This is a genomic window from Kluyvera sichuanensis, assembly GCF_014218705.1.
GTDB lineage: Bacteria > Pseudomonadota > Gammaproteobacteria > Enterobacterales > Enterobacteriaceae > Kluyvera > Kluyvera sichuanensis.
On the sequence record NZ_JABBJF010000002.1, the window covers coordinates 43,340 to 68,177 of the forward strand.

Sequence of the window (24,838 nt, forward strand, 5' to 3'; positions counted from 1 at the left end):
ACGCCGGGAAATCCCCCCACGATCACAGTTTATTTTTTCATCACCATTACAATTCAGACTCCACATTGAAACATTGTTTTAATTTAAGGAGAGAGAATGCGTGGTACCCCTAAACTGTTATTTATGCTGGCAATGCTGAGCACAACGCAGGCCAATGCCGCTGATGACTGGCAGCATCAGGGCATTGTCGAAGGCAACCTTCCCGCCAGCTGGCAACAGATGAAAAGCCAAATGCAGTACCCGGATTCATGGCTTTCCGGGCACTATTCCGATTTTAAAACGTGGCAGCAGCATGCCCGTCAGTTATTTCGTCACTCGCTTCTCACTCCTGACGCGACCAAACCCTTCGACGCACAAAACATCGCCCGCGAAGACCGAGGCAGCTACACCGCAGAAAAGCTGGCCCTTAACATCACCGACGACAACCGCATCGCTGCGCTGATGCTGACGCCAAAATCCCCGGGCCCACATCCGGCAATCGTCCTGCTCCACGACCACGGTTCAAAATTCGATATCGGCAAAGAGAAACTCATCCGCCCATGGGGTAACGCCGAGCAGCTTGCCAGCGCCCAGGCCTGGGCCGATAAATTCTTCAGCGGGCGTTTTATTGGCGATGAGCTGGCAAAGCGTGGCTACGTGGTTATCGCCATCGACAGCCCCGGCTGGGGCGATCGCGGGCCGATGGAGTATGAACAGCAGCAGGCACTGGCCAGCAACTACTTTAATCTGGGACGTTCTCTGGCGGGTGAAGTGGCCTATGAAGATATGCGAACCGTAGACTTTCTCGCCTCGCTTAAAGGGGTCGATAGCCAGCGTATCGGCGTGCTCGGTTTCTCAATGGGCGGGTATCGCGCCTGGCAGTTGGCGGCGCTGTCCGATAAGGTCGCCGCCACGGCGGTTATCTCCTGGTTTGGTACCTATAACGGCCTGATGACCCCGGGTAACAACGTGCTGCGCGGCCAGTCGGCCTTTTATATGCTGCATCCGGGCATGGCGGCCAAAATGGATATTCCGGATATTGCAAGCATTGCCGCACCGAAACCGATGCTGATATTTAGCGGCGGACAGGACAAGCTTTTCCCGGCCAGCGCAGTCAACGATGCCTTTGCCAAAGTGCACCGCGTCTGGTCTTCGCAAAAAGCCGACAACATGCTAGTAACCAAAACCTGGCCAGCGTTAGGTCACGTCTTTTACCAGCAACAGCAGGAGGAAGTGTTCCCGTGGCTGGATAAATGGTTGAAACCTTAACCCCTCGCCCTCAGCCCGGTGTGATATCAGGTCTGAGGGCATAGCTTTTTCTTGCCGGACTCAGTACTCTCTCGCCACCCTTTTCCCTGACCCAAGGAGTGCTCCGTGAGCGCCCCATCTTCGCCGCCCTCTGCTTCGCTTTGGCTTCCTATTACGCTTGCCAGCCTGATCCTGATGATCACTATGGGCATCCGTCAGACCGTGGGGCTATTTGTGCACCCTATCGTGATGGAAACGTCGATGAGCATCGCCGAAATCAGCATGGCGCTGGCGATTGGTCAATTGATGTGGGGAGCGTTCCAGCCGCTGTTTGGCGCCTGGGCAGATAAATGCGGCGCGTTCAGCGTACTGGTACTCGGTGCGCTAATGATTGCGTTGGGTCAACTGGGCACGCTGTGGGCCGCGTCGTTTCTGCCCTTAACCCTGGCGCAAGGTCTGCTCAGCCCTGCAGGTGCCGCTGCGGGCAGCTTCTCGGTACTGATTGGCGTAGTCGCCAGCCGTCTGCCTACCGATAAAGGTTCCATGGCAAGTGGCCTGATCAACGCCGGTGGTTCGGTTGGGCAGTTTATCTTTGCCCCACTGGTGCAGTTGATTATCGGCCTGCGAGGCATGGCCTCCGGGCTGGTGTTTCTGGCGATTGCCGCCCTTGCGACCATCTTTCCGTCCTGGATGCTGTGTCGCGGCGATAAACGCCCGTTGGCACATGCACCTACCTCATCAGCGGCCGACCCAGGACTTAAACAGCAGATTGCCCTCGCCTTTCGTAACCCAAGCTATCTGTTGCTGCACGCAGGCTTTCTCACCTGCGGTTTTCACGTCGCATTTCTGACTACCCACCTGCCATCTGAAGCCGCACTCTGCGGACACGATGCCACCGTTCCGGCTATCAGCCTGTCGCTGATTGGCTTATGCAACATTGCGGGCAGCATCATGGCGGGCTTTCTCGGCAAGCGTTATCCGATGAAGTACATTCTGGCCGTGCTGTATGCCTCCCGTGCGGTGATGATTGCGTTGTTCCTGGTTTCCTCGAAATCAGAGGCGGCCTTCTATATCTTCGCCTGCGCAATCGGTTTTACCTGGCTTGCCACCGTGCCGCCGACGGCAGGCATCATCGGCAAGCTCTTCGGCACCCGCTACCTGGCAACGCTGTTTGGCTTCACGCTGTTTACCCATCAGATTGGGGCCTTTTTCGGTGCCTGGCTGGGCGGCGTGGCGATGCAGTACGAAGGAAGTCTGACGTGGGTGTGGTACGCGGATATTGCGCTGGCGCTGCTAGCCGCGCTGGTGAACCTGCCGATTAAAGAAAAAAGCGTCGCCGTTCGCGTCAGCGACATGGCATAAAAAAAGCGGGCTCTCAGAGCCCGCTTTTCACTTTATAACAGCCTGTTACTGCTGCTTGCTTTGATTACGCAGCACTTGCAGGCAGCGCTTGAGCTGGTCATCCAGCGGCGCTTCAATACGCAGCACTTCACCGGTACCCGGGTGAGTAAACTTCAGTGCAGCAGCATGCAGGAACAGACGGTTCAGGCCAGTGCCTGCGAGCTGTTTATCAAACTCGCGGTCACCATAACGGTCATCGAAGGCAATCGGGTGACCGGCATGCAGCGTGTGCACGCGGATCTGGTGCGTACGCCCGGTCACCGGGCTACAGCGCACCAGCGTGGCGTGGGTATAGCGTTCTTCCACCTTAAAGCGGGTTTCCGACGGCTTCCCTTCCTGGCTCACGCGCACAATGCGCTCGCCGCTTTGCAGAATATTTTTCAGCAGCGGTGCCTGCACCACTTTAACGTGGGACTGCCACTGCCCGCGCACCAGCGCCAGGTAATCTTTTTGCATCCCCTTCTCGCGCAGCTGTTCGTGCAGCGAACGCAGCGCAGAGCGCTTCTTCGCCACCAGCAGGACGCCGGAGGTGTCGCGATCCAGGCGGTGTACCAGTTCAAGGAAGCGGGCTTCCGGGCGTAAAGCGCGCAGCCCTTCAATCACGCCAAAGCTCAGGCCGCTACCGCCGTGCACGGCGGTACCAGAAGGTTTGTTCAGCACGAGGATATGATCGTCTTCATAGAGGATCACGTCGCTCAGCGCCGCGACTTTTTGCAGATGCGGCGACACCGCCTCTTCTTCACGCTCGGCGACGCGCACCGGTGGGATACGCACTTCATCACCGGCTTCCAGCTTATATTCTGGTTTGATGCGTTTTTTGTTTACCCGCACTTCACCCTTACGCAGGATGCGGTAAATCATGCTCTTCGGCACACCCTTCAGCTGGGTGCGCAAAAAGTTGTCAATTCGTTGCCCGGCTTCATCAGCGCTAATGGCAATCATTTTTACGGTCGGAGTCTCAGTTTTCATGGTGCGCGATTCTAAATATCCCGGCTCAATAGCGCCACTCATTTTTCTATGCTTATATTTATCATTACCCATTTCTGACGTTGCTTCACCCTATGAGTTGTTTGTTATTAGAACAATCTCATCGGACTGGTGAAAAAACTGTGAGTAACCGGGTGATAAAAGGTGAAAGTCATCTTGCTATAACCAGGTTAGCAAGGAATAATGAATCTGTTTTCCGTGTTGAACCTGGAATAACAAGGATATTTACGGAATGACCAGTTTTGTCCGTCCGATCATCCACGCAGCAATGGCGTAAGACGTATTGATCGTTCAGACAGTTAGCGGGCTGCGAGTTGCAGTCCTTACCGGTACATATACTGTATGATTTTTAGATGGCAGACAGAAAACGCAACGGGAAACATCCGTGCAGACCTCTACCTTCTGAAAGATAACGAGTATAAATGGAATCTTCTCTGGAGAGTTATCCCAGGCTGTTCCCCAAATAATTGCGCTGTGTTTCCGCTTGAAACACAGGCTACCGACACTCTGCGCCTCTTAAGCGAGCGACAACCGTGAGGTTGGCGACGTGAATAGTCACGAGGCCATCGGTTTACCCCGGAAAGGCAACACTCTGCTCGCAGCTTAGTCGTCAATGTAAGAATAATGAGTAAGTTACGATGAAAAGAATGTTAATCAACGCAACTCAGCAGGAAGAGTTGCGTGTCGCCCTCGTTGATGGGCAGCGTCTGTACGATCTGGATATTGAAAGCCCAGGACACGAACAGAAAAAAGCGAACATCTACAAAGGCAAAATTACCCGTATTGAACCAAGTCTCGAAGCCGCATTTGTTGATTACGGCGCCGAACGTCATGGTTTCCTCCCCCTCAAAGAAATTGCTCGCGAATACTTCCCTGCTAATTACAACGCCCATGGCCGTCCGAACATCAAAGACGTACTGCGCGAAGGTCAGGAAGTTATCGTTCAGATTGATAAAGAAGAGCGCGGCAACAAAGGCGCTGCACTGACCACCTTTATCAGCCTTGCGGGCAGCTACCTGGTGCTGATGCCGAACAACCCACGTGCTGGCGGTATCTCCCGTCGCATCGAAGGTGACGATCGCACCGAATTGAAAGAAGCGCTGGCAAGCCTCGAGCTGCCGGACGGCATGGGCTTGATCGTACGTACCGCTGGCGTGGGTAAATCCGCCGAAGCGCTGCAGTGGGATTTAAGCTTCCGCCTGAAGCATTGGGAAGCTATCCAGAAAGCCGCTGACAGCCGCCCTGCTCCGTTCCTGATTCACCAGGAAAGCAACGTGATTGTTCGCGCCTTCCGCGACTATCTGCGCCAGGACATCGGCGAAATCCTGATCGACAACCCGAAAGTGATGGAGATGGCGCGTCAGCACATTTCTGCGCTGGGCCGCCCGGATTTCAGTAGCAAAATCAAACTGTACACCGGTGAAATCCCGCTGTTCAGCCACTACCAGATCGAATCGCAGATTGAATCCGCTTTCCAGCGTGAAGTCCGTCTGCCGTCAGGCGGTTCTATCGTTATCGATAGCACCGAAGCGCTGACCGCTATCGATATCAACTCCGCACGTGCTACTCGCGGCGGCGACATCGAAGAAACCGCATTCAACACCAACCTGGAAGCGGCCGATGAAATCGCCCGTCAGCTCCGCCTGCGTGACCTCGGCGGCCTGATCGTTATCGACTTTATCGACATGACCCCGGTACGCCACCAGCGCGCGGTAGAAAACCGTCTGCGTGAAGCGGTGCGTCAGGACCGTGCGCGTATCCAGATCAGCCACATTTCTCGCTTCGGCCTGCTGGAGATGTCCCGTCAGCGTCTGAGCCCGTCACTGGGTGAATCCAGCCACCACGTCTGCCCACGCTGCTCCGGCACCGGTACCGTGCGTGACAACGAATCGCTGTCGCTCTCCATTCTGCGTCTGATTGAAGAAGAAGCGCTGAAAGAGAACACCAAAGAAGTTCATGCAATTGTCCCAGTGCCAATTGCCTCTTACCTGCTGAACGAAAAGCGCGCCGCTATCAGCGCCATCGAATCCCGTCAGGGCGATGTTCGCTGCATCATCGTGCCAAACGATCAGATGGAAACCCCGCACTACTCCGTACTGCGCGTGCGTAAAGGTGAAGAGACCACTACCCTGAGCTACCTGCTGCCGAAGCTGCATGAAGAAGCCATGGCGCTACCGGTAGAAGAAGAGTTTGTTGAGCGTAAGCTGCCTGAACAGCCAGCGCTGGCGACCTTCGTGATGCCTGAAGTGCCAGAGCCAACGGCTGTCAAAACCAGTGCTGTTGCCGCTGCGCCGCAGGCTAAAACAACCGCTGCTGCCGCACCTGCTGCACCAGGCCTGATTTCCCGTTTCTTCGGCGCGCTGAAAAACCTGTTTGCCGGTACCCCGGAAACGCCGGTTGAAGCCCAGCCAGAGAAGCAGGAAGCCAAGCCGGAACGTCAACAGGAACGCCGCAAACCGCGTCAGAACAACCGTCGCGACCGTAATGATCGTGGTGATCGTAACGACCGCCGTGGCGATCGCAACGAGCGTAACGAACGTAACGACCGTGGTGAAAACGCTGAAGGCCGTGAACCGCGCGAGAGCCGTGAAGGCCGCGAGGACAACCGTCGCAACCGTCGTGAGAAGCCACAGCAGACCGGTGAGGCACGTGAAAACCGCCAGGTCGCTGCCGTAGACGACAGCGAGAAAGCGAAATCCCGTGACGAGCAGCAGCAGTCCCGCCGCGAACGTAACCGCCGCCGCAACGACGAAAAACGTCAGCAGCCGCAGGAAGCTAAGCCGCAGAGCCGCGAAGAACAGCCGGTTATTGCCGAGGAAGCCGCAGCGGAAGAGCGCGTTCAGAACATGCCGCGTCGCAAGCCGCGCCAGCTGTCGCAGAAAGTGCGTATCGAAACCCCTGAGCAGACCGCAGCACGTGAACTGATTGCTGATGAACCGCAGCAGGAAGAAGCACCACGTACCGCTCTGGCGAAAGTTGACCTGCCAGCCGTCGTTGATGTTCCGGCACAAGCCGAGCAGGACGATAACGCTGAAGGTCGTGATAACAACGGTATGCCACGTCGCTCCCGTCGTTCTCCACGTCACCTGCGCGTCAGCGGCCAGCGTCGCCGTCGTTACCGTGATGAGCGTTACCCGACCCAATCACCAATGCCGCTGACCGTCGCCTGTGCGTCGCCAGAACTGGCATCCGGTAAAGTGTGGATCCGTTACCCGGTTGCACAGGTTCAGGATCAGGCCATCGTTGATGCACCGGTTGAGCAGGAAGAGATTGCACAACCAATCGTGGCAGAAACCGTTGAGCAAGCCGTAGCGCCTATCGCTGCCGCTGAGCCAGTTGCACCAGTAGCTGTTGAAGCGCCGGTACAGCCTGCGGAAGTGGTTGAGCCAGAAGTCGTCGTTGAACCTGTTGTGGTGGTTGCTGAAGCAGCGGCACCTGCGCAGGAAGAAGCGCCTGTTCCGGTCATTGCAGAAGCGGTAGCTGTAGCTGAAGAGCCAGTCGTTGTTGAAGAAGCGCCGGTACAGCCGGTTGCCGAAACCGCAGCGCCGGTTGAAGAAGCCAACGTGGAAGCCGAACCGGCAGTCGCAGAGCCAGTGGTTGAAACTCCGGTAGCGGTAACGCCTGAAGTGGTTGCGCCAGTTGTCGCAGCAGCTCCGGTCGTTGAAGCGCAAGTGGTTGCACCGGCACCGGTTGTCGAAGCGCCCGTTGTCGCCGAGCCAGCCCCTGCCGCCGCTCACCATGCCACGGCACCAATGACTCGCGCACCTGCGCCAACCTATGTGCCTGAAGCGCCGCGTCACAGCGACTGGGTTCGCCCTACCTTTGACTTCGACGGTAAAGGTTCCGCCGGTGGTCACAGCGCAACCCATACCGCGACCTCAGGTCCAACCCGCCCGCAGCCGGTTGAATAACCGCCGCGAGTAAAATAAAAAATCGGCCCCGGTGGCCGATTTTTTTTACCCTTTTTTTGGCTGCTGCATGCCAGCAATTTGCGGCATCACTTCCCGCATCAGATCGAGAAACTTACGCAGCCGCGTTGGGTAGTACCGCGCCCACGGATACACCAGATGCACCGGCAGCGGCGCGGCCTGCCACTGCGGCAATAGCTCAATCAGCTCCCCGCTTGCCAATTCCGCTTCCACCGTCCAGCTTGAGACAATCGCCACGCCCACGTGTGCCAGCGCCGCGTTTTTTGCCACGTACAGGCTGTCAGTGCTGAGCCGCGCCGCCACCGCGACATTCACCGTCTGGTCACTCTCGGTATGGCGTAGCACGATCTCATGCTGATAGAAGGTGCTGATGGCAATCCACGGCAGCGCGGAGAGTGACTCAGGGCAGTCCACCGCCGGATAACGCGCAAGCAGTTCGGGCGAGGCCACGATACAGCGCGGCACTTCCGCCAGCAGCACCGATACCGTTGCCGGGTCAACGTCGGCCCCCACGCGGATCGCACAGTCGATATTATCGCTGATAAAGTCCACCGCTTTATCATGCAGCATCCACTCCACCGACAGCTGCGGATAGCGTGCCAGAAAGCCCACCAGCGGCGTCAACAGCTGTTGCTGACCGAAGGCATGCGGTGCACGTACCCGCAGCGTACCGACCGGCTGGTCATCAGAAAACTGTAAGGCATCTTCCAGCGCCAGCCAGGACTCCACCACCTGCCGGGCATGCTGATAGCAGCGCTCACCGTCGTCCGTCAACTTCATGGCATGCGTCGAGCGTTGCAGCAGCCTCGCGCCCAGCATCTCCTCCAGCGATTGCAGGCGGCGGCTGACGGTGGCCTGGGTGGTCTGGAGCTGCCGGGCAGCAGCGGAGAGCGAACCGGACTCCACAATGCGAATAAAGGTCCGCATCAGCTCGACGCGATCTATACGCTCATTTCTTTTCATTATCGACTTGCCTATACGTCAAACGTATAACTGTTTTACCACCTTGCCGGCTACCGCTCTACCCCAAAGACGCGGAAAATGCGCCTCATACACCGTTGAGGACAACAACATCATGAACAATCACACCGCATCAACACAGGCAAATGGCCTGCTTATTTTTATCCTCGCGCTGGGCGCTGGGTTCAGCGTCGCCGCCATTTATTACGCCCAGCCTCTGCTGCCGCTGATGGGCTCGACCTTAAACCTGAGCGTAGAAGGCATGGGGCTGATACCTACCCTGACCCAGGCCGGCTACGCGTTGGGGATTCTGTTTCTGCTGCCGCTCGGTGACCGATACGACCGCCGGACGCTCATTTTGCTGAAAAGCCTGTCGCTGGCGGTACTGCTGCTGGTTTACAGCCTGACCCAGCAGTTTCACTCGCTGCTGGCGGTGAGTTTGCTTATCGGGATGGCGGCCACCATGGCGCAGGATATTGTCCCGGCGGCGGCGATCCTTGCTCCGGCTGGCAAGCAGGGAAAAATGGTGGGTACGGTCATGACCGGTCTGCTGCTGGGTATTCTGCTGTCGCGAACCGTGAGCGGCGTGGTGGGTGAACTGTTCGGCTGGCGCGTGATGTACCAGGCCGCTGCCGTCAGCATTGCGCTGATTGGAGCCCTGCTGTGGCGCGTGCTGCCGAATTTTACCGCCCACTCAGAGCTGCGCTATCCGGCACTGATGGCTTCAATGGCGCACCTGTGGCGTCGCTACCCGACGCTGCGTCGTGCCGCCATGGCGCAGGGCTTTCTCTCTATCGCCTTTAGCGCCTTCTGGTCTACCCTTGCCGTGATGCTGACCGAGCACTACCACATGGGCAGCGCCGTTGCCGGTGGGTTCGGTATCGCCGGTGCCGCCGGGGCATTAGCGGCACCGCTGGCAGGTGGTCTGGCGGATAAAGTCGGTGCCGAAAAGGTCACTCAGTTGGGTGCACTGCTGGTCAGCATCTCATTTGCCCTGATGCTGCTGCTCCCGATACTGCCGCCGATGGCGCAACTGGCGCTGATTGCTGTCTCCGCCGTGGGCTTTGATCTAGGCCTGCAGTCAAGCCTGGTGGCGCATCAGAACCTGGTCTATAGCCTTGAACCGCAGGCTCGTGGTCGCCTGAACGCGCTGCTGTTCACCGGGGTGTTTATCGGGATGTCCGTGGGTTCAGTGCTGGGTACGCAGGTTTATGCGATGGCCGGTTGGGAAGGCGTGGTCGTACTGGCGACGATTGCTGGTCTGGTGGCGCTCGCCATTCGCATCAGCGAAACCTGGCGTCTGCGTAACGCCGCACTCAATGCGCAGTAAGCGATGAAAAAAAGCCCGCGACGGGGTAGTGACGCGGGCGACAAAAACATATCCAGTTTCCAGATATGTCAAAACCTACATGTTTTATTTATTCAGTTGGAACAGCGACATTCCCTGCATATCCGTAAACGCTTTGTACGCTGCCTGTAGTGCGGTTTGCTGCATGGTGTAATTCGAAATCGTTTCGTTCCAGTCTACGTCAACCAGGTTGCTCATCTGCTGGGTTTGCGCCAGCGCACGGTCATCGCCCAGCGAATCGAGCTTATCAAGTTCGTTAAGCTGGGTACCCAGTTCGGCGCGAACGGTCAACACGTTGTTCAGCGCCCCTTTCATGCTACGGTTCGCTCTGTCAATTGCTTCAGATGACACCGCTTTCAAGGATTCATCATCACCTACCGGCGTTTTCAGCGCGTCAATCACCTTGTTGAGCGCCACAAAAATGTTGCTATCGGCATCAGTGCTCGCACTCGCAGGGTCTTTATCAAAAACCAGATTACCGGTGTGGCCAATAACCATCGTACGCGCGGAATCGACCTGTTGTTGCACGTTCTCAGACCCACCGTTGTAGGTACCATCCGCATCAAATGGTGCTGCATCCGTCTTATAGCCAGCAAAAATATAGCGACCATTACCGTCAGTGCTGTTGGCGAGGTTGAGGATTTGATCGCGAATACCTTCGAGATCCGTTGCCAGTGATGCACGGTCATCGTCGCTCAGCGTGCCGTTTCCGGCATATACGATCTTCTCCTGCGCCGACTGGATAGCCGTGGTGACCTGAGACAGCGTTTTCTCTTCAATCGAGACGCGCTGGGTAGCAAAGGTACGCGCGGTCGCATACTGGCTGTTTTGCGCCTGAGCCTGTGACAGCACGACGGCCTGAGAAGCCGCAACCGGGTCGTCCGATGCGCGGTTAACCCGCTTTCCGGTCGACATCTGTTCACCGTATCCCAACCATGCAGACTGGGAGTCGGTAATGCCCCGCATATTCTGCTGATACATCATTAAAGTACTGACGCGCATGATGTTCCCTCTTCTTAGCGAATATTAATTAATGCGTCGAAGATGGTGCTTGCGGTTTGCAGCACCTGCGCATTGGCCAGATAATACTGTTGGTACAGCTGCAGGTTGCCATACTCTTCATCGAGGTTTACCCCGGAGATAGACTGCTGCTGCTGCGTGAGTTCGGTAACGACGCTTGCTTGCGTGGTGCTGCTGCTCTTCAACGTGGCGGTTTTGGTGCCGATGCTACTCACCAGCGCCGCGTACGCATCGTTGAAGCTCTTTGAGCCACCAACGATTTTACTGGTCTGTAGATCCAGCAGTTTTTGCCCATTGCGGTTATCACTTTCGCCACCGCTATTACCAGAAGCATCCGCAATACCCATCGCAATTTGCGACTCACTGCTGATCTCCACTTTCATATTGACGATGGTGTCGGAAACCGGTTTTAAGATGAAGCTATCGCCCACTGCTGCGCCATTAGTTGGGTCAGCCGTTTCGACATTTACCGTTAAGCCATCAAATTGAAGTGAGGTCGGCGTGCTGGTCGTATCCAACGTCACCGTGGTGTTATCAGACAGTCGCGTTACCTGCCAGCCGCCACTGGTATTGACGATGCGATAATCCGTCGCCTGTACCGCCGAGGCCTTGCTTACCTGTGCCACCAGCTCTGCGCCGCCGGTATTTTTAGCGTTTGGCAGCACCGCTGGTATGCCAAAGCTGAAGAACGCTTCACCTTTTTTGCCATCTGCGTCGACGCCACCTTCATGCACCTTGTTAAAAGCATCGGCAAAGGCCAGCGCCATCTGGTTGAGGCTATTACGCGTCTGGTCCAGATCCTGAGAACGGAAGGTCAGCATGCCACCCAGTGAGCCGGTGGTCAGCAGCTTTTCCGGGATTTCGATGCTACCCGCCACATTATCCACATACGCCACGGTGGTGCGCGTTGGATCGGCGCTGCTCGGTACTGCTGCCAGTTGATTCGACTTCGTGCCCGCCACCAGCGTGTAGCCATTAGCCATAGTGATGTTGTAGGTGCTGCCATCCTGGACGTTCACCTCTACGCCAACCAGCTTGTTCAGATCGCTCACCAACTGATCGCGCTGATCCAGCAGGTCGTTTGGCGATGCTCCCGCCCCCACGCCGGTCAGACGCGCAATTTTGTCGTTCAGGCTGGCAATCTGCGAGGTGTAGTTGTTGATCTGCTCAACGGTTGAGGTGATGCCAAGATTAACCTGCTTGTCCTGGTCGCGCAGATACTGATCGGCAACCTTGAACTGGTTCACGACGCCATCGGCTTTACCAAGTACGGTCTGACGTGCCGCTGGATCTTCGGCGTTGCTGACCAGCGTCTGCAGGCTACTGAAAAAATCCTGCAGGGTCGTCGAAATATTGTTAGTCGAACTGGCAAACATCGTATCGATCTTCGATACCTGCTCGTAGCGCGTCGCCAGACCGCTGCTCTGATTTTGCGCAGAACGCAGCTGGTTGGTGATAAACGCGTTGTACTCGCGCTGAATGCTGGAGACATTAACGCCATTGCCCACCCAACCGCCCGCGCCCAGCGTGCTGTTGGCAGAAGCCAGCACCGTCGTCTGACGGGTGTATCCCGCTACGTTATAGCTGGAGATGTTGTTACTGGTGGTATTCAGCGCCGACTGTGCGGCGCTCAGCCCGCTCATCGCGCTGTTAATTAAACTGGACATGAACGCTCCTTCTTAAGACCATGGTATTACTTATCGGATGGCGGACGGCAAACTTGAGGCTCATCAGAACAGATTTTCGATATCGTTACGGTAGGTATTGCTGACCTTGTCGCTCATCGCTTTTAGCTGCTGAATCATGCTGGTTAATTTGCGCGCATACTGCGGGTCGGTTGCATAGCCAGCGTTCTGTAACGCCTGTGCGCCCTGCTCCGCCGTTGATGCGGAGGTCACCGCCGCATAGCGCGGGTTGCGGGTTAGCAGGCTCACATAGTCCGACAGCGCTTCCAGATACGAGCTGTAGACACGGAATTTGGCCTTCACCTTCTTCGCTTCGCCATTTTCAAATTCAGTGGTGGTGATTTCCGTCACCTTGCCCTTCCAGTCACCGGACGCCTTCACCCCGAACAGGTTAAAGCTCGGCTCGCCGTTTTCCCGGCGGATCTGCCGCTGCCCCCAGCCGGACTCCAGCGCGGCCTGCGCCAGAATCAGGTGGTGAGGAATGCCGCTCTGTTCACTCGCCAGCCGCGCTGGAAGCGAGAGCTGGGCGAGGAAGTCTTTGCTGTCGCCGGAGAGCGGCGTATCGCTGCTGTCCGGCGCCTTCGGCAGCGCCTTACGCACCATCTGCGTCAGCGCGGCGTTCTGGTAGCTGGTGACCGTCTGCATATCGAACTTCATCGGTACCTGACCGACGTTGTCGGCCGGCTCCTGCTGCTGCGTCGACAGCTGTTTGACCATCTCTTCCGCCAGCCCCAGACCTTTTCCTGCGGTCATCTGCTGGGCGATTTGCTGGTCATACATACTGGTGTAGAGCCGCGTCTGGTCGCTGCTGAAAAGACCGTCTTTCGGCAGCGTTTCACGCATGCTTTTCAGCATCATCTGTACGAACATCCCTTCCACCTGACGCGCCACCGGCCGCAGGTTGGCCTGCGGGTCCTGCCCGGCCTTGGTTTTCAGTTCATTCAACGACTGCGCGTCCCAGGCGGCGCTCGCCAGTAATTTGCTGTCGGTCAGCATTAGACAATCTCCACCTTGGCGCGCAGACAGCCTGCGCTCTGCATCGCCTGAATAATCGACATCAGGTCGATTGGCGTTGCCCCCAGCGCGTTCAGCGCACGCACCACGTTGTTGAGATTGGCGCTGGCGCGAATGCTCTGCAGCGAACCACCGCTCTGGCGAAGGTCAATTTGCGTTTGCGGCGTGACCACGGTACGGCCGCCAGCAAACGGCGTATCCGGCTGGTTCACCTGCGCGGAGCGGTTGACGGTAACGGACAGGTTACCTTGCGCCACCGCACAGCTATCCAACGTCACTTCGCGGTTCATCACCACGGATCCGGTACGGGAGTTGATAATGATCTTCGCATCCTGCGGCGTGGTACCCACTTCCAGGTTCTGGATATCCGCCAACAGACGCACCTGACCGCTGCCGCCCACCGGCGCACGCACCTGCACGGTACGCGCATCAAGCGCGGTAGCATTGCCGAGGCTGCTGCGACGGTTAATGGTATCGGCAATCTGCTGAGCCATGGTGAAGTCATCATCGTTTAACTGCAGGTTGATGGTATTACCTGCGCCAAACTGCGTTGGCAGTTCACGCTCGATGGTCGCCCCGCCGGTAATACGCCCGCCGTTCAGCTGGTTCACCTGTACACTGCTGCCACCGGCGGCCGCACCGGCACCGCCCACCAGAATGTTACCCTGCGCTAGCGCATATACCTGGCTGTCCACGCCTTTCAGCGGGGTCATCAACAGCGTACCGCCGCGTAGGCTTTTGGCGTTACCCATTGAGGAGACCACCACGTCGATGTTCTGCCCCTGACGGCCGAATGCCGGAAGCTGCGCGGTGACCATCACCGCCGCCACGTTTTTCAGCTGCATATTGGTGCCCGCTGGCACGGTGATACCCAACTGAGAGAGCATGTTGTTCAAGCTCTGGGTGGTAAACGGCGTTTGCGTCGTCTGGTCACCCGTGCCATCAAGCCCTACCACCAGGCCATAGCCAATCAGCGAGTTTTCCCTCACCCCCTGCACGCTGGTAAGGTCGCGGATGCGTTCGGCATGCGCGAGGCTGGTCATCAGCACCAGCGTCAGGGTTAGCAGAGTTTTAAACATGGTTCACCTCGTTACATCGGCGATAAGTTAAGGAAGAAACGCTGCAGCCAGCCCATATTCTGCGCTTCGTTGATATAGCCGTTGCCGACATATTCGATGCGCGCATCCGCCACTTGAGTGGACGGTACGGTGTTACTGCCGCTGATGGTGCGCGGGTTAACTACCCCGGAGAAGCGGATAAATTCGGTGCCCTGGTTGATGGCAATCTGTTTTTCGCCCACCACATGCAGGTTACCGTTGACCAGCACCTGATCGACGGTCACCGTCAGCGTGCCGCTAAAGGTGTTGCTGGCGTTCGCGCCGCCCTTGCCGTTAAAGGTGTTGCCACCGGAGGCGTCCACATCGGCGCGCGCATTGCCAAACAGGCCCTGCAGGTAGCGCGGTACGGTGTCGAAGCCGAAATTCGTTTTGCCATCGCGGCTGGCGTTCGCCGACGAGCTTTTGCTCGCGCTTACGTTTTCCTGCAGCACGATAGTCAGCGTATCGCCGATATTGCGCGGACGGCGGTCTTCAAACAGCGGTTGATAGCCGTAGTTAATCGGCTGCGCGGTCTGGAAAATAGAACCATTCACCACCGGAACCGGGCCGGGAATGGGCTGAGCGGTCGTCGCCCCTTCCACCAGCGGCTTGGACGGCACGAGGGCGCACCCTGCCACGCTGAGTGCGACAACGGTTAAAAGCGGATAACGAAACGCTGCTGATTTTTGCATTGCTTTCTTCTTCTGAATCTCAATGTTATCCCGGGAGATCCCGGAGTCGCTTCGCTCGTCCGGGCTACACGCACTGTCGTAGTCCGGACGAGCGAAGCGACTCCGGGGAAATACCCGGCTACGCCTTACAGCTGCGTCAGTTTTTGCAGCATCTGGTCGGTCGTCGATACCGCTTTACTGTTGATTTCGTACGCGCGCTGCACCTGAATCATGTTGACCAACTCTTCCGCCACGTTGACGTTAGAGGTTTCGACATAGCCCTGATACAGCAGACCCGCACCGTTCAGACCCGGCGTGGTGTCGTTTGGCGCCCCGGAGGCCTGGGTTTCGATGTACAGGTTTTCACCAATACTCTCGAGCCCGGTGTCGTTCATAAAGGTCGACAGGTTCAGCTGCCCCACCTGCACCGGGTTCGTCTGCCCCTGCTGGGTCACGCTGACGATACCGTCACGACCGATGGTGATGCTGATGGCGTTCGCCGGAATGGTGATCGCCGGTTGTACCTGATAGCCGCTGGCGGTCACCAACTGACCGTTCTGGTCAACCTGGAACGAGCCGTCACGGGTATAGGCCGAGGAGCCGTCTGGCAGCAGGATCTGGAAGAACCCGTCGCCTTTGATCGCCACGTCTTTACTATTGTTGGTTTGCGACAAATTCCCCTGGCTGTGCAGACGTTCGGTCGCCACGGGACGAACCCCGGTACCGATCTGCAGGCCTGACGGCAGCGTCGTTTGTTCGGATGACTGTGCACCCGGCTGGCGAACGGTTTGATAGAGCAAGTCTTCAAATACCGCGCGCTGGCGCTTAAAACCATTGGTACTGACGTTCGCTAGGTTGTTGGCGATAACGTCCATATTGGTTTGCTGCGCGTCGAGACCGGTTTTCGCGATCCATAATGAACTGATCATAGTTTTCCTTAGCTCATTGACAGCAACTGGTTAGCTTTCTGCGTGTTTTCATCCACGCTGCTGATAACCTTCATCTGCATTTCAAAGCGGCGCGAGCTGGCTATCATGTCCGCCATTGCCGCCACGGGTTTTACGTTGCTGCCTTCCAGCACGCCGGACTGCAGGCGCAGCGTTGGGTCAGCCTGTAAGGTTGGCCCACGCGTCGCCACCGCCGACGGCGTGAGGTGGAACAGTCCATCATCGCCGCGCGCCACTTCCGTTGCCGTGGCTTTGACGACCTTCAGCTTACCGACCGGGGAAACCGTGTTTGGCGGATCCCCCGGCGTCAGTGCGGAAATGGTGCCGTCCGAAGCGATAGTCACCTGCGAACCTTCCGGCACGCTCAGCGGCCCGGTCTCACCGATCACCGGGTTGCCCTGAATCGTGAGCTGCCCGGTGGAGCTGACCTGGATATTGCCGTTACGGGTATAGCCTTCGCTCCCGTCCGCCGACTGCACTGCCAGCCAGCCGTCCTGCTGAATCGCCACGTCCAGCGGACGCGCGGTATAGTCCAGCTGGCCTGGGGTCATATCCGCGCCCGGCGTGGTGGCAGCCACCAGAGTACGCGTCTCAACGGACGGCCCCACGACCGGCACCGCACGCATGGCGGTGAGCTGGGCACGAAAGCCCGGCGTTGATGTATTGGCAAGGTTGCTCGCCGTGACCGCCTGCTGCTGCATGGTCTGGCTGGCCGCGCCCATTGCCGTATATATCGCGTGATCCATGAGGTCACCCTATTAGACGATTAACGCAGGTTAACCAGCGTGTTGAGGATCTGATCCTGGGTTTTGATGGTCTGGGCGTTAGACTGATAGTTACGCTGCGCCACGATCATATTCACCAGCTCTTTACTCAGGTCGACGTTGGAAGCTTCCAGCGCGCCGTTGGTCAGCGAGCCAAAGTTACCGGTACCCGCCGTACCCAGCAGTGCGACGCCAGAAGACTGGGTCGCAGACCAGACGTTATCGCCTTCAGATTGCAGCCCACCGGTGTTGGAGAAGTTAGCGAGCACAATCTGCCCCAGCAGTTGGCTTTGACGGTTGGAGTAGTTACCCACCACCGAGCCATCATCGTTGACCTGATAGCTCACCAGGCTGCCCGGCGCATAGCCGTTCTGCGTGGTGGCAACAACGTCGCTGGAGCCAGTGTTTTGCTGCATGGAGTTGAGGAAGCTGAGGTTGAAGGTTCCCGCTACTGAGCCATTCAGTGGGTCTATTTGAATAGCGATTTCTGGGGTAGGATTGCTCCCCGTTGTCACCAGAGACCAACCACTCGGATCCGTTGCATCCTCTTTGTAGTTCGTCACCGTATCCAGCGTCCCGTTAGTGGTGAACGCCATCTGCGCCGCCTTCACCGGTTTGGCGGTACTAACGCTGGTATCCTGCGTCCAGACATCCCACTTACCCTGATCGCTGGTCTTCACGTAGTACACGTTCAAATCGTGCGAGTTACCCAGGCTGTCATAAACGGTGACAGTACCCTTTTTGTTATAGGTGTCCGGATTGCTTGGGTCGAACGTTACGGTTGAAGGAATCGCCGCATCCGTCGAGTTCAGGTTCATCTGCATGGTGCCGGTGGTCGACGCTTTTGCCGACATCAGCGTGTTCGGAATCGACAGCGCCACCGGGTTTGCCCCCTGCTGGATGGTCGGCGGCGTGCCGCTTGCCGGGTAGCCCGTCAGGTTCAGCCCCTGCGAGTTCACCAGGTTGCGGTTCTCGTCGAGTGAGAACTGACCGTTACGGCTGTAGTACACCGCGCCGTTGGTATCGACCAGACGGAAGAAGCCGTTCTGGCTAATCGCCACGTCAAGCGCGCGGCCGGTACTGGTGGTGGTGCCGTCGGTAAAGTCCTGGGTGATCCCCGCCACTTTAACGCCCAGCCCGACTTTGGAACCCGCGAACATATCGGCAAACGAGGCCGACCCGGATTTAAACCCGTAGGTGGCGGAGTTGGCGATGTTGTTGCCGATAACATCGAGGTTGGTGGCAGCCGCGTTTAAACCGCTGACCGCTTGTGAAAAGGCCATAACGTCTCTCCTGAAATTGTTAAAGGCTTAGATAATCTGGCGAACCTGGTCCATCGTGGTGGTGCCGTAGGTTCCCAAATCCAGTTTGTTGCCGTCTTTGCCCAAGGTAACGCCCTGTACCAGCGCAAACTGCAGCGGTTGAACTACCAACTGCGTGGTGCCCTGACTGGCTGCAAAGCTGATGTTGTAAGCACCGTCCGGTGCCGCCGTGCCATCGTCCAGCTTGCCGTCCCAGGTAAAGGTATGAACGCCCGCGGTCTGCGCGCCCATATTCAATGTCCGGATCACTTTGCCGTTACCATCGGTGATGGTCGCGGTGACCTTATCGGCCGCCTGCGTCAGCTCAATGCCGAATGGCGTGGTGTCCACGCTCTCGTTTTCGCTGCCCGCACTTTTCCCCGCCAGAATGGTGCTGCCGGGGATCATCACGCCGTGGCCGACCAGCGAACTGGCCTGCAACGACTGGCTGCTGTCAATCTGTCCGGAGATGGAACCGAGCGTGGTATTGAGTTTCTCAATACCACTCAGGGTGCTGATCTGCGCCAGCTGTGAGGTTAATTCGTTGTTTTGCAGCGGGTTGGTCGGATCCTGGTTTTTCAGCTGAGCCACCAGCAGCGTCAGAAAGCTGCTCTGCAGGTCAGATGAACTGTTGGTCCCGGTGCTGCTCAGCGCCGAAGAGGCGGAGCTGCTGCTGGAGGTATCATTAATATTGGATACGACAGACATCGGTTATCTCCCTTATTGTCCAAGCGTCAACGTTTTCAGCATCATGCTTTTGACGGTGTTCAGTACTTCGACGTTGGCCTGATAGCTGCGCGATGCCGACATGGTGTTTACCATCTCGCCAACCACGTCCACGTTAGGCATGCGAACGTACCCTTTGGCATCCGCCAGCGGGTTACCCGGCTGATAGACCAGCTTGTCAGGCTCCTGACTTTCCACCACGTCGGCCACTTTTACGCCGCCGGTCGCCGCGCCCATCGGCGCATCCACCTGAAACACCACCTGCTTGGCGCGATAAGGCTGACCATCCGGCCCGGCGACGCTGTCGGCGTTGGCGAGGTTACTGGCCGCGACGTTGAGACGTTTGGACTGCGCGGTCAGCGCCGACCCGGCGACGTCGAAGATATTGAGTAATGCCATGGATTAGTTCCCCTGCAGGACACTCATCATGCCCTTGATTTGTCCGCCCAGAACCGTAAGGCCGGTCTGGTACTGGAGGCTGTTATCGGCGAACTGCGTGCGTTCCCGGTCCATATCGACGGTGTTGCCATCCATCGCAGGCTGGTCGGGAATGCGGTACAGCAGATCGGTCTCTGGCGTAGAGAGCGTCTGGGCGGGAATATGACGTTCGGAGGTCAGCGTCAGCGATACGCCGCTGCTTTCCGGCCGCCCGCGCGCCATCACTTTTTTGAGTTCACTGGCAAAATCAATATCGCGCGCCTGAAACCCGGGGGTATCCGCATTCGCGATATTGGCCGCCAGAATTTCCTGACGTTCGGCGCGCAGGTTGAGCGCTTCTTGCTGAAAACGTAAGGCGGCGTCGAGTTTGTCGAGCATGTCTCCTCCGCTAATGACAAAGTTTCAGCCGACAGCTTAAATCTCCTTACGCGCGCGTCATCGCCGGAATAAACGCAATATGCGTCGCTATTTATTGCGTTGATGTCGCGACAAGATGGGTAAAATGCATGCATTCTTTACTCACTGGAGCGTTCCATGCGTCAGCTCATTGCCCCTCTCACCGCTGCGGCACTGGTCTTTAGCCCATTGGCTCTGGCAGCCGATCTCCAGGCACAGCTCACCGATTTTTTCACCCAGCGTCTGACCGGTTTTAGCAATGAGGTCAGCGTGAAGCTGCGCAACACGCAAAACCTTCAGCTCGCCTGCGACGCACCTGCGCTCAGTACGCCGGGCAATTCGCGACTGTGGGGAAATCTGACGGTGGTGGCACAGTGCGGGAACGCTAAACAGTATTTACAGGTCAACGTGCAGGCCATTGGCGACTATGTGGTTGCCGCCGCGCCTATCGTGCGCGGTACACCCATTGCGGCGCAGAACGTCACGTTAAAGCGCGGGAGACTCGATCAGCTGCCGCCGCGGACCATGCTCAACCTTTCACAGGCGCAGGATGCCGTGAGCCTGCGCGACGTCGCCATCGGCCAGCCGCTGCAGCTGTCGATGGTGCGCCAGTCGTGGCGCGTCAAGGCCGGACAGAAGGTGATGGTAATTGCCCAGGGTGAAGGTTTTAGTATCAATGGTGAAGGTCAGGCATTGAACAACGCCGCCGTCACGCAGAACGCACGGGTGCGCATGCCGTCAGGTCAGGTTGTGAGCGGTCAGGTCGATACTGATGGGAATATTCTGATTAATCTATAAACGTTATAAAGAATATGTGTCGCTTGCCGATAGATAATTAACATTTAAGAGAGTCGGCGCCTGCGCCATACAAGAGCCTCAATGAGGAAAGAACCATGAGCATCGATCGTACATCTTCTCTGAAAGCGGTGACCAGCGTCCAGCAACGCGAAACCCCTGAGACCAGCGCCCCGAAAGTGCGTGCGGAAAAAACGGCGACGGCGACCAGCGCCAGCGTCACGTTAAGTAACGCCCAGACGGCGTTAACCCGCTCCTCTGCCGGCGATATTAATATGGCGCGCGTTGAAGAGTTGAAAACGGCTATTCGCAACGGCGAGTTAAAAATGGACACCGGCAAAATCGCCGACGCGCTGATCCAGGACACACAAGATTATCTGCAGAGTAAATAAGAGATGAGCGGTTTGTCAGCCATACTGGACCAAATGACCAGCATCCTGAACTCGCTGAAAGCGGTGATGGATGCTGAACAACTGCAGCTCTCCGCAGGCAGCGTTAACGGCCTGCAGCTTGCCAGCATCACCGAAGAGAAAAGCTCTCTGCTGGCAACGTTAGACTATCTGGAGAAGCAGCGTCGCGTCGAACAGGACGCCCAGCGTGAAACGCGCGAAGCGTATAGCGACCGCTGGCAGGTGATTACCGAGACCACGCAGCAACTGCATCGTCTTAATCAGCATAACGGCTGGCTGCTGGAAGGACAGATCCTTCGTAACCAGCAGGCGATTGATGTACTTAAGCCTTTCCAGGAAACCGGACTTTACGGCAAGGATGGTCAGGCAGCGGGTGCCCCGGTGGCGCGCAGCGCGAAGAGATATTCCGTCTGAATTGCGGCGGGGCCACAGAATGTGCCCCGCGCAGTGCCTTTCTATTACGCCGTACGGCGTGCAAACTCTTTAATTTTAAAGCCCAGAATCGCCAGGGTAGCGAAATAGGCGACGATTCCGGCAACCACGACGCCAACCAGGCGCAACAGACGGTAAGGCATCGTGCCCTGTGACCATTCAGGCATGACGTGCATCAAGCCAACCAGAGCTGCCGACATCACCAGCACCGAAATGACCAGACGGACTAAGAATCCTGCCCAGCCCGGCTGTGGGGTAAAGATTTTTTGTTTGCGTAGCTGCCAGTAGAGCAGCGCCGCGTTCAGACAGGCCGCCAGACCAATCGACAGCGATAGCCCCGCATGCTTCAACGGGCCGATAAATGCCAGGTTCATTACCTGAGTCATAATCAGCGTAACGATAGCAATTTTAACCGGCGTTTTGATGTCCTGACGGGAATAAAAGCCCGGCGCCAGAACTTTAACGATGATTAGTCCCATCAAGCCCACGGAGTAGGCCACCAGTGCACGCTGAGTCATGGCGGCATCAAAGGCGGTAAATTTACCGTACTGGAACAGCGCCACGGTCAGCGGCTTCGCCAGAATGCCCAACGCTACGGCGCTCGGCAGCGCCAGCAGGAAGCACAGGCGCAGACCCCAGTCCATCAGACGGCAGTACTCATCATGGTTGCCGCTGGCAAAGCTTTTCGACAACGACGGCAGCAGGATAGTCCCCAGCGCCACGCCCAGCACGCCGGACGGAAACTCCATCAGACGGTCGGCATAGTACATCCACGAGACGGAGCCTGAGGCAAGGAAGGAGGCGAAAATGGTATTGATGATAAGCGAAATCTGGCTTACAGAGACGCCCAGGATAGCCGGCCCCATCTGTTTCACCACGCGTACCGCACCGGCATCTTTAAAGTTGATGCGCGGCAGCACCAGCATGCCGATTTTTTTCAGGTGCGGCAGCTGATAGGCCAGTTGCAGCACGCCGCCGACGGTCACCGCCCATGCCAGCGCCAGAACCGGCGGGTGGAAGTGCGGCGCGGCGAACAATGCAAAGCCAATCATACTGACGTTGAGGAACGTCGGCGCAAACGCCGGCACCGAGAAGCGGTTCCAGGTGTTGAGAATGGCCCCGACCAGCGAGGCCAGCGAAATCAGCAGAATATAAGGGAAGGTAATGCGCAGCAGTTGGGTAGTCAGCGCAAATTTATCCGCCGTGTCAGCAAAGCCCGGTGCGGTGATAGTGATCACCCACGGTGCCGCCAGCATCCCCACCACGGTCACCAGCGCGAGCGCGAGCGTCAGCAGGCCCGAGACATAAGAGACAAATACCCGAGTCGCGTCTTCGCCCTGCTTGCTTTTGTATTCGGCCAGAATCGGTACGAACGCCTGCGAGAACGCGCCTTCGGCAAAGATACGGCGCAGCAGGTTTGGCAGCTTAAAGGCCACAAAAAAGGCATCGGTCGCCATTCCGGCGCCAAACACCCTCGCTACGATCGCGTCACGCGCAAATCCCAGTACGCGCGAAAACATAGTCATCGAGCTGACGGCAGCCAGCGATTTTAATAGATTCATTAACTTGTGATTCCACAACCCGGATCAAAGCGCCCGATGGATGAGCGCTAAAAAAGTGGCGTTAGTCTACCGGGTTCGGGATGAATTGCTACTGCCAGATGTTACAGCAGGTTAGTGGCCTACAGCGCTAACCCGGAATAAACCTACTCGCGGATCGCCTCACGCCACAACCCTTCCACCATTCGCTGCGCCGCTATCGCCTGTTCCCCTGCCGTTTCAGGAACCGTCTGATTCTGAACGCACTGAATAAAATGATGCGCACAGCCGGTAAACCCGCGCTGCTCAAGCGTGGTCTGCCAGCCCGGAATCGGCCGGGTTACAATGCCGGACCCGCGCTCTTCACGCCACTCGCGCATATCCGACACCTCAAACAGCCCGCCGTCGGCCACCGCCTGCACCCACTCGCGTTGGCTGCCCGCCCGGCGGTGCATGCTGGTGGTGATTTGCAGCCCCGGCTGGCTGAAATGGTGCTCGGCATAAAACATATGCCCTTCGTCAGTGGTTTGCAGTACTCCATCGCGCAGCGTCGCCTTACCGTCCGCCAGCCACAGCGCGGTATCGACCACGTGCAGATAATCATCGAGCAGCGTAAAGCGCAGGTCATGCGGGCCAACGCTGTCGGCACGGTGTTTATCCATCCGTAACGACGACATCTCTCCGGCACGCTTTTTGAGCTCGCGGTAAAGCGGCGCAAAGCGGCGGTTGAAGCCGACCATTAACGTCAGGTTTTTCCGTGCTGCCAGCGCCACCAGCCGCTCCGCATCGTCAAGCTTATCGGCCAGCGGTTTATCCACGCAGACGTGGACGCCAGCATTCAGCAACTCACTCACCACCGCGTAGTGTGAGGCCGTCGAGCTGTGCACGAAGACCGCATCGCACTGGGCGGCTAATGCAGTCAATGAGTCGGCATAAGGCAGGCGATAGGTTTCGCACACTTTCAGCGCTTTCTCTTTACCCGGTGACCACGCAGCCTGCAGCGTCCAGTCCGTGGCGGCGCTTAATACCGGCAGCCAGGCTTTCTGCGCAATACCGCCAAGCCCCACCACACCAATGCGAATCTTCGCCATAAGACTTACTCCCCGAGGTGCGCCAGCAGTGAATCCAGACGCTGTTTAAGTTCGGCAACTTCCCCTTCGAGCATCTCGACGCGGGCCAGCAGGCTATCGTCCGCCGCTGGCGCATCGCTCTGGGCGGCTACCGCCTGAAGATCAACCTCACCGCTGAACAGATGCATATAGCGGCTTTCCCGCTTACCCGGTTCTCGCGGCAGACGCACCACAAACGGGCCATCTTCGCGATTCGCCAGACGTTCCAGCGTATTCTCGACTTCTGCCATATCAGTAAATTCATGCATGCGCTGCGCGCGACCGCGCAGTTCGCCCGGCGTCTGGGCACCGCGCAGCAAGAGCGTGGTCACCAGCGCCACTTCCGCCGTCGACAGCTTCAGATCGCCAAATTCAGAGTTGCAGAAGCGCTGTTCGTACTTGGTGACACGATTACCAAAACCGCTCACCGTACGCAGATAGTGACGTTTTACCAGCGTATCCAGCTGATCCTGCACTTCCGCTTCGCTGAGCGTCATCACCGGCTCGCGGTTAGTTTTTTGATTACAGGCCGTGACCACGCCGTTTATCGAGAGCGGATATTGCTCCGGCGTCGTGACCTGCTTTTCCAGCAAACAGCCAATGACGCGGGCTTCCAGCGGGCTCAGTTGATATTTCATTCGGG

At 57.5% G+C, this 24,838-nt stretch carries 23 protein-coding genes; 7 read left to right on the forward strand and 16 right to left on the reverse strand.

Going from position 1 to position 24,838, the window contains the following annotated elements; all coding sequences use genetic code 11:
• Positions 1-123: 123 nt before the first annotated feature.
• Entirely contained in the window at positions 124-1,248 is a 1,125-nt protein-coding gene (locus tag HII27_RS02550) for a dienelactone hydrolase family protein (protein WP_185666739.1), read from the forward strand.
• Positions 1,249-1,353: 105 nt separating this feature from the next.
• Positions 1,354-2,589 (forward strand): MFS transporter, encoded by a 1,236-nt coding sequence (locus HII27_RS02555; RefSeq protein ID WP_317983832.1) that lies wholly within the window; start codon positions 1,354-1,356, stop codon positions 2,587-2,589.
• Positions 2,590-2,634: 45 nt separating this feature from the next.
• Here HII27_RS02555 and rluC read toward each other — a convergent pair whose 3' ends face one another.
• On the reverse strand, positions 2,635-3,597 hold the full coding sequence (gene rluC, locus HII27_RS02560; RefSeq protein WP_185666415.1) for a 23S rRNA pseudouridine(955/2504/2580) synthase RluC: 963 nt from the start codon (positions 3,595-3,597) through the stop codon (positions 2,635-2,637).
• Positions 3,598-4,253: 656 nt separating this feature from the next.
• Here rluC and rne point away from each other — a divergent pair.
• The gene (gene rne, locus HII27_RS02565) at positions 4,254-7,526 is read left to right on the forward strand and encodes a ribonuclease E (RefSeq protein WP_185666416.1); all 3,273 of its coding nucleotides are present in this window, start codon (positions 4,254-4,256) and stop codon (positions 7,524-7,526) included.
• Positions 7,527-7,571: 45 nt separating this feature from the next.
• On the opposite strand, the gene HII27_RS02570 is transcribed toward rne, so the two are convergent.
• On the reverse strand, positions 7,572-8,507 hold the full coding sequence (locus HII27_RS02570; RefSeq protein ID WP_185666417.1) for a LysR family transcriptional regulator: 936 nt from the start codon (positions 8,505-8,507) through the stop codon (positions 7,572-7,574).
• Here HII27_RS02570 and HII27_RS02575 point away from each other — a divergent pair.
• Positions 8,452-9,834: an MFS transporter gene (locus HII27_RS02575; RefSeq protein WP_396401268.1), complete on the forward strand. Its 1,383-nt coding sequence runs from the start codon at positions 8,452-8,454 to the stop codon at positions 9,832-9,834. The genes HII27_RS02570 and HII27_RS02575 overlap by 56 nt on opposite strands.
• An 84-nt stretch (positions 9,835-9,918) precedes the next feature.
• Here the strand turns inward: HII27_RS02575 and flgL are convergent, their stop codons facing one another.
• The 11 genes from flgL to flgB form a co-directional block, all read right to left on the reverse strand.
• A complete protein-coding gene (flgL, locus tag HII27_RS02580; RefSeq protein WP_185666419.1) occupies positions 9,919-10,854 on the reverse strand; it encodes a flagellar hook-associated protein FlgL in 936 nt (311 codons plus the stop codon).
• Between the two features lie 14 nt (positions 10,855-10,868).
• Positions 10,869-12,539 carry a flagellar hook-associated protein FlgK gene (flgK, locus tag HII27_RS02585; protein WP_185666420.1) on the reverse strand — a complete coding sequence of 557 codons (1,671 nt, stop codon included), beginning with the start codon at positions 12,537-12,539 and terminating at the stop codon, positions 10,869-10,871.
• Positions 12,540-12,602: 63 nt separating this feature from the next.
• A complete protein-coding gene (gene flgJ, locus HII27_RS02590) occupies positions 12,603-13,553 on the reverse strand; it encodes a flagellar assembly peptidoglycan hydrolase FlgJ (RefSeq protein ID WP_185666421.1) in 951 nt (316 codons plus the stop codon).
• Positions 13,553-14,650: a flagellar basal body P-ring protein FlgI gene (locus HII27_RS02595; RefSeq protein WP_185666422.1), complete on the reverse strand. Its 1,098-nt coding sequence runs from the start codon at positions 14,648-14,650 to the stop codon at positions 13,553-13,555. The genes flgJ and HII27_RS02595 overlap by 1 nt, the downstream gene beginning before the upstream one ends.
• 11 nt (positions 14,651-14,661) lie before the next feature.
• Complete coding sequence (flgH, locus tag HII27_RS02600; RefSeq protein WP_185666423.1) at positions 14,662-15,360, reverse strand: flagellar basal body L-ring protein FlgH; 699 nt, start codon at positions 15,358-15,360, stop codon at positions 14,662-14,664.
• Between the two features lie 125 nt (positions 15,361-15,485).
• Positions 15,486-16,268, reverse strand: a complete 783-nt coding sequence (flgG, locus tag HII27_RS02605) for a flagellar basal-body rod protein FlgG (RefSeq protein ID WP_185666424.1) — start codon at positions 16,266-16,268, stop codon at positions 15,486-15,488.
• Between the two features lie 8 nt (positions 16,269-16,276).
• Positions 16,277-17,032, reverse strand: coding sequence for a flagellar basal body rod protein FlgF (locus tag HII27_RS02610; RefSeq protein WP_185666425.1), 756 nt, complete (start codon positions 17,030-17,032; stop codon positions 16,277-16,279).
• Between the two features lie 20 nt (positions 17,033-17,052).
• Positions 17,053-18,333 (reverse strand): flagellar hook protein FlgE, encoded by a 1,281-nt coding sequence (gene flgE / locus HII27_RS02615; protein WP_185666426.1) that lies wholly within the window; start codon positions 18,331-18,333, stop codon positions 17,053-17,055.
• 27 nt (positions 18,334-18,360) lie between these two features.
• Entirely contained in the window at positions 18,361-19,059 is a 699-nt protein-coding gene (gene flgD, locus HII27_RS02620; protein ID WP_185666427.1) for a flagellar hook assembly protein FlgD, read from the reverse strand.
• Between the two features lie 12 nt (positions 19,060-19,071).
• Entirely contained in the window at positions 19,072-19,476 is a 405-nt protein-coding gene (flgC, locus tag HII27_RS02625; RefSeq protein WP_163448115.1) for a flagellar basal body rod protein FlgC, read from the reverse strand.
• A gap of 3 nt (positions 19,477-19,479) precedes the next feature.
• Positions 19,480-19,893: a flagellar basal body rod protein FlgB gene (gene flgB, locus HII27_RS02630; RefSeq protein WP_185666428.1), complete on the reverse strand. Its 414-nt coding sequence runs from the start codon at positions 19,891-19,893 to the stop codon at positions 19,480-19,482.
• Between the two features lie 156 nt (positions 19,894-20,049).
• On the opposite strand from flgB, the gene flgA reads away from it, so the two are divergent.
• The 3 genes from flgA to flgN all read left to right on the forward strand — a co-directional run bounded on the left by flgA (position 20,050) and on the right by flgN (position 21,530).
• Positions 20,050-20,709, forward strand: coding sequence for a flagellar basal body P-ring formation chaperone FlgA (flgA, locus tag HII27_RS02635; RefSeq protein ID WP_185666429.1), 660 nt, complete (start codon positions 20,050-20,052; stop codon positions 20,707-20,709).
• 95 nt (positions 20,710-20,804) lie between these two features.
• Positions 20,805-21,098: a flagellar biosynthesis anti-sigma factor FlgM gene (gene flgM, locus HII27_RS02640; RefSeq protein WP_035896484.1), complete on the forward strand. Its 294-nt coding sequence runs from the start codon at positions 20,805-20,807 to the stop codon at positions 21,096-21,098.
• A gap of 3 nt (positions 21,099-21,101) precedes the next feature.
• A complete protein-coding gene (gene flgN, locus HII27_RS02645) occupies positions 21,102-21,530 on the forward strand; it encodes a flagella biosynthesis chaperone FlgN (RefSeq protein ID WP_185666430.1) in 429 nt (142 codons plus the stop codon).
• Positions 21,531-21,574: 44 nt separating this feature from the next.
• On the opposite strand, the gene murJ is transcribed toward flgN, so the two are convergent.
• The 3 genes from murJ to HII27_RS02660 form a co-directional block, all read right to left on the reverse strand.
• Positions 21,575-23,110 (reverse strand): murein biosynthesis integral membrane protein MurJ, encoded by a 1,536-nt coding sequence (gene murJ, locus HII27_RS02650; RefSeq protein WP_185666431.1) that lies wholly within the window; start codon positions 23,108-23,110, stop codon positions 21,575-21,577.
• Between the two features lie 143 nt (positions 23,111-23,253).
• Positions 23,254-24,168: a Gfo/Idh/MocA family protein gene (locus HII27_RS02655; protein ID WP_185666741.1), complete on the reverse strand. Its 915-nt coding sequence runs from the start codon at positions 24,166-24,168 to the stop codon at positions 23,254-23,256.
• 14 nt (positions 24,169-24,182) lie between these two features.
• Positions 24,183-24,833 carry a YceH family protein gene (locus HII27_RS02660; protein WP_185666432.1) on the reverse strand — a complete coding sequence of 217 codons (651 nt, stop codon included), beginning with the start codon at positions 24,831-24,833 and terminating at the stop codon, positions 24,183-24,185.
• Positions 24,834-24,838: the final 5 nt, after the last annotated feature.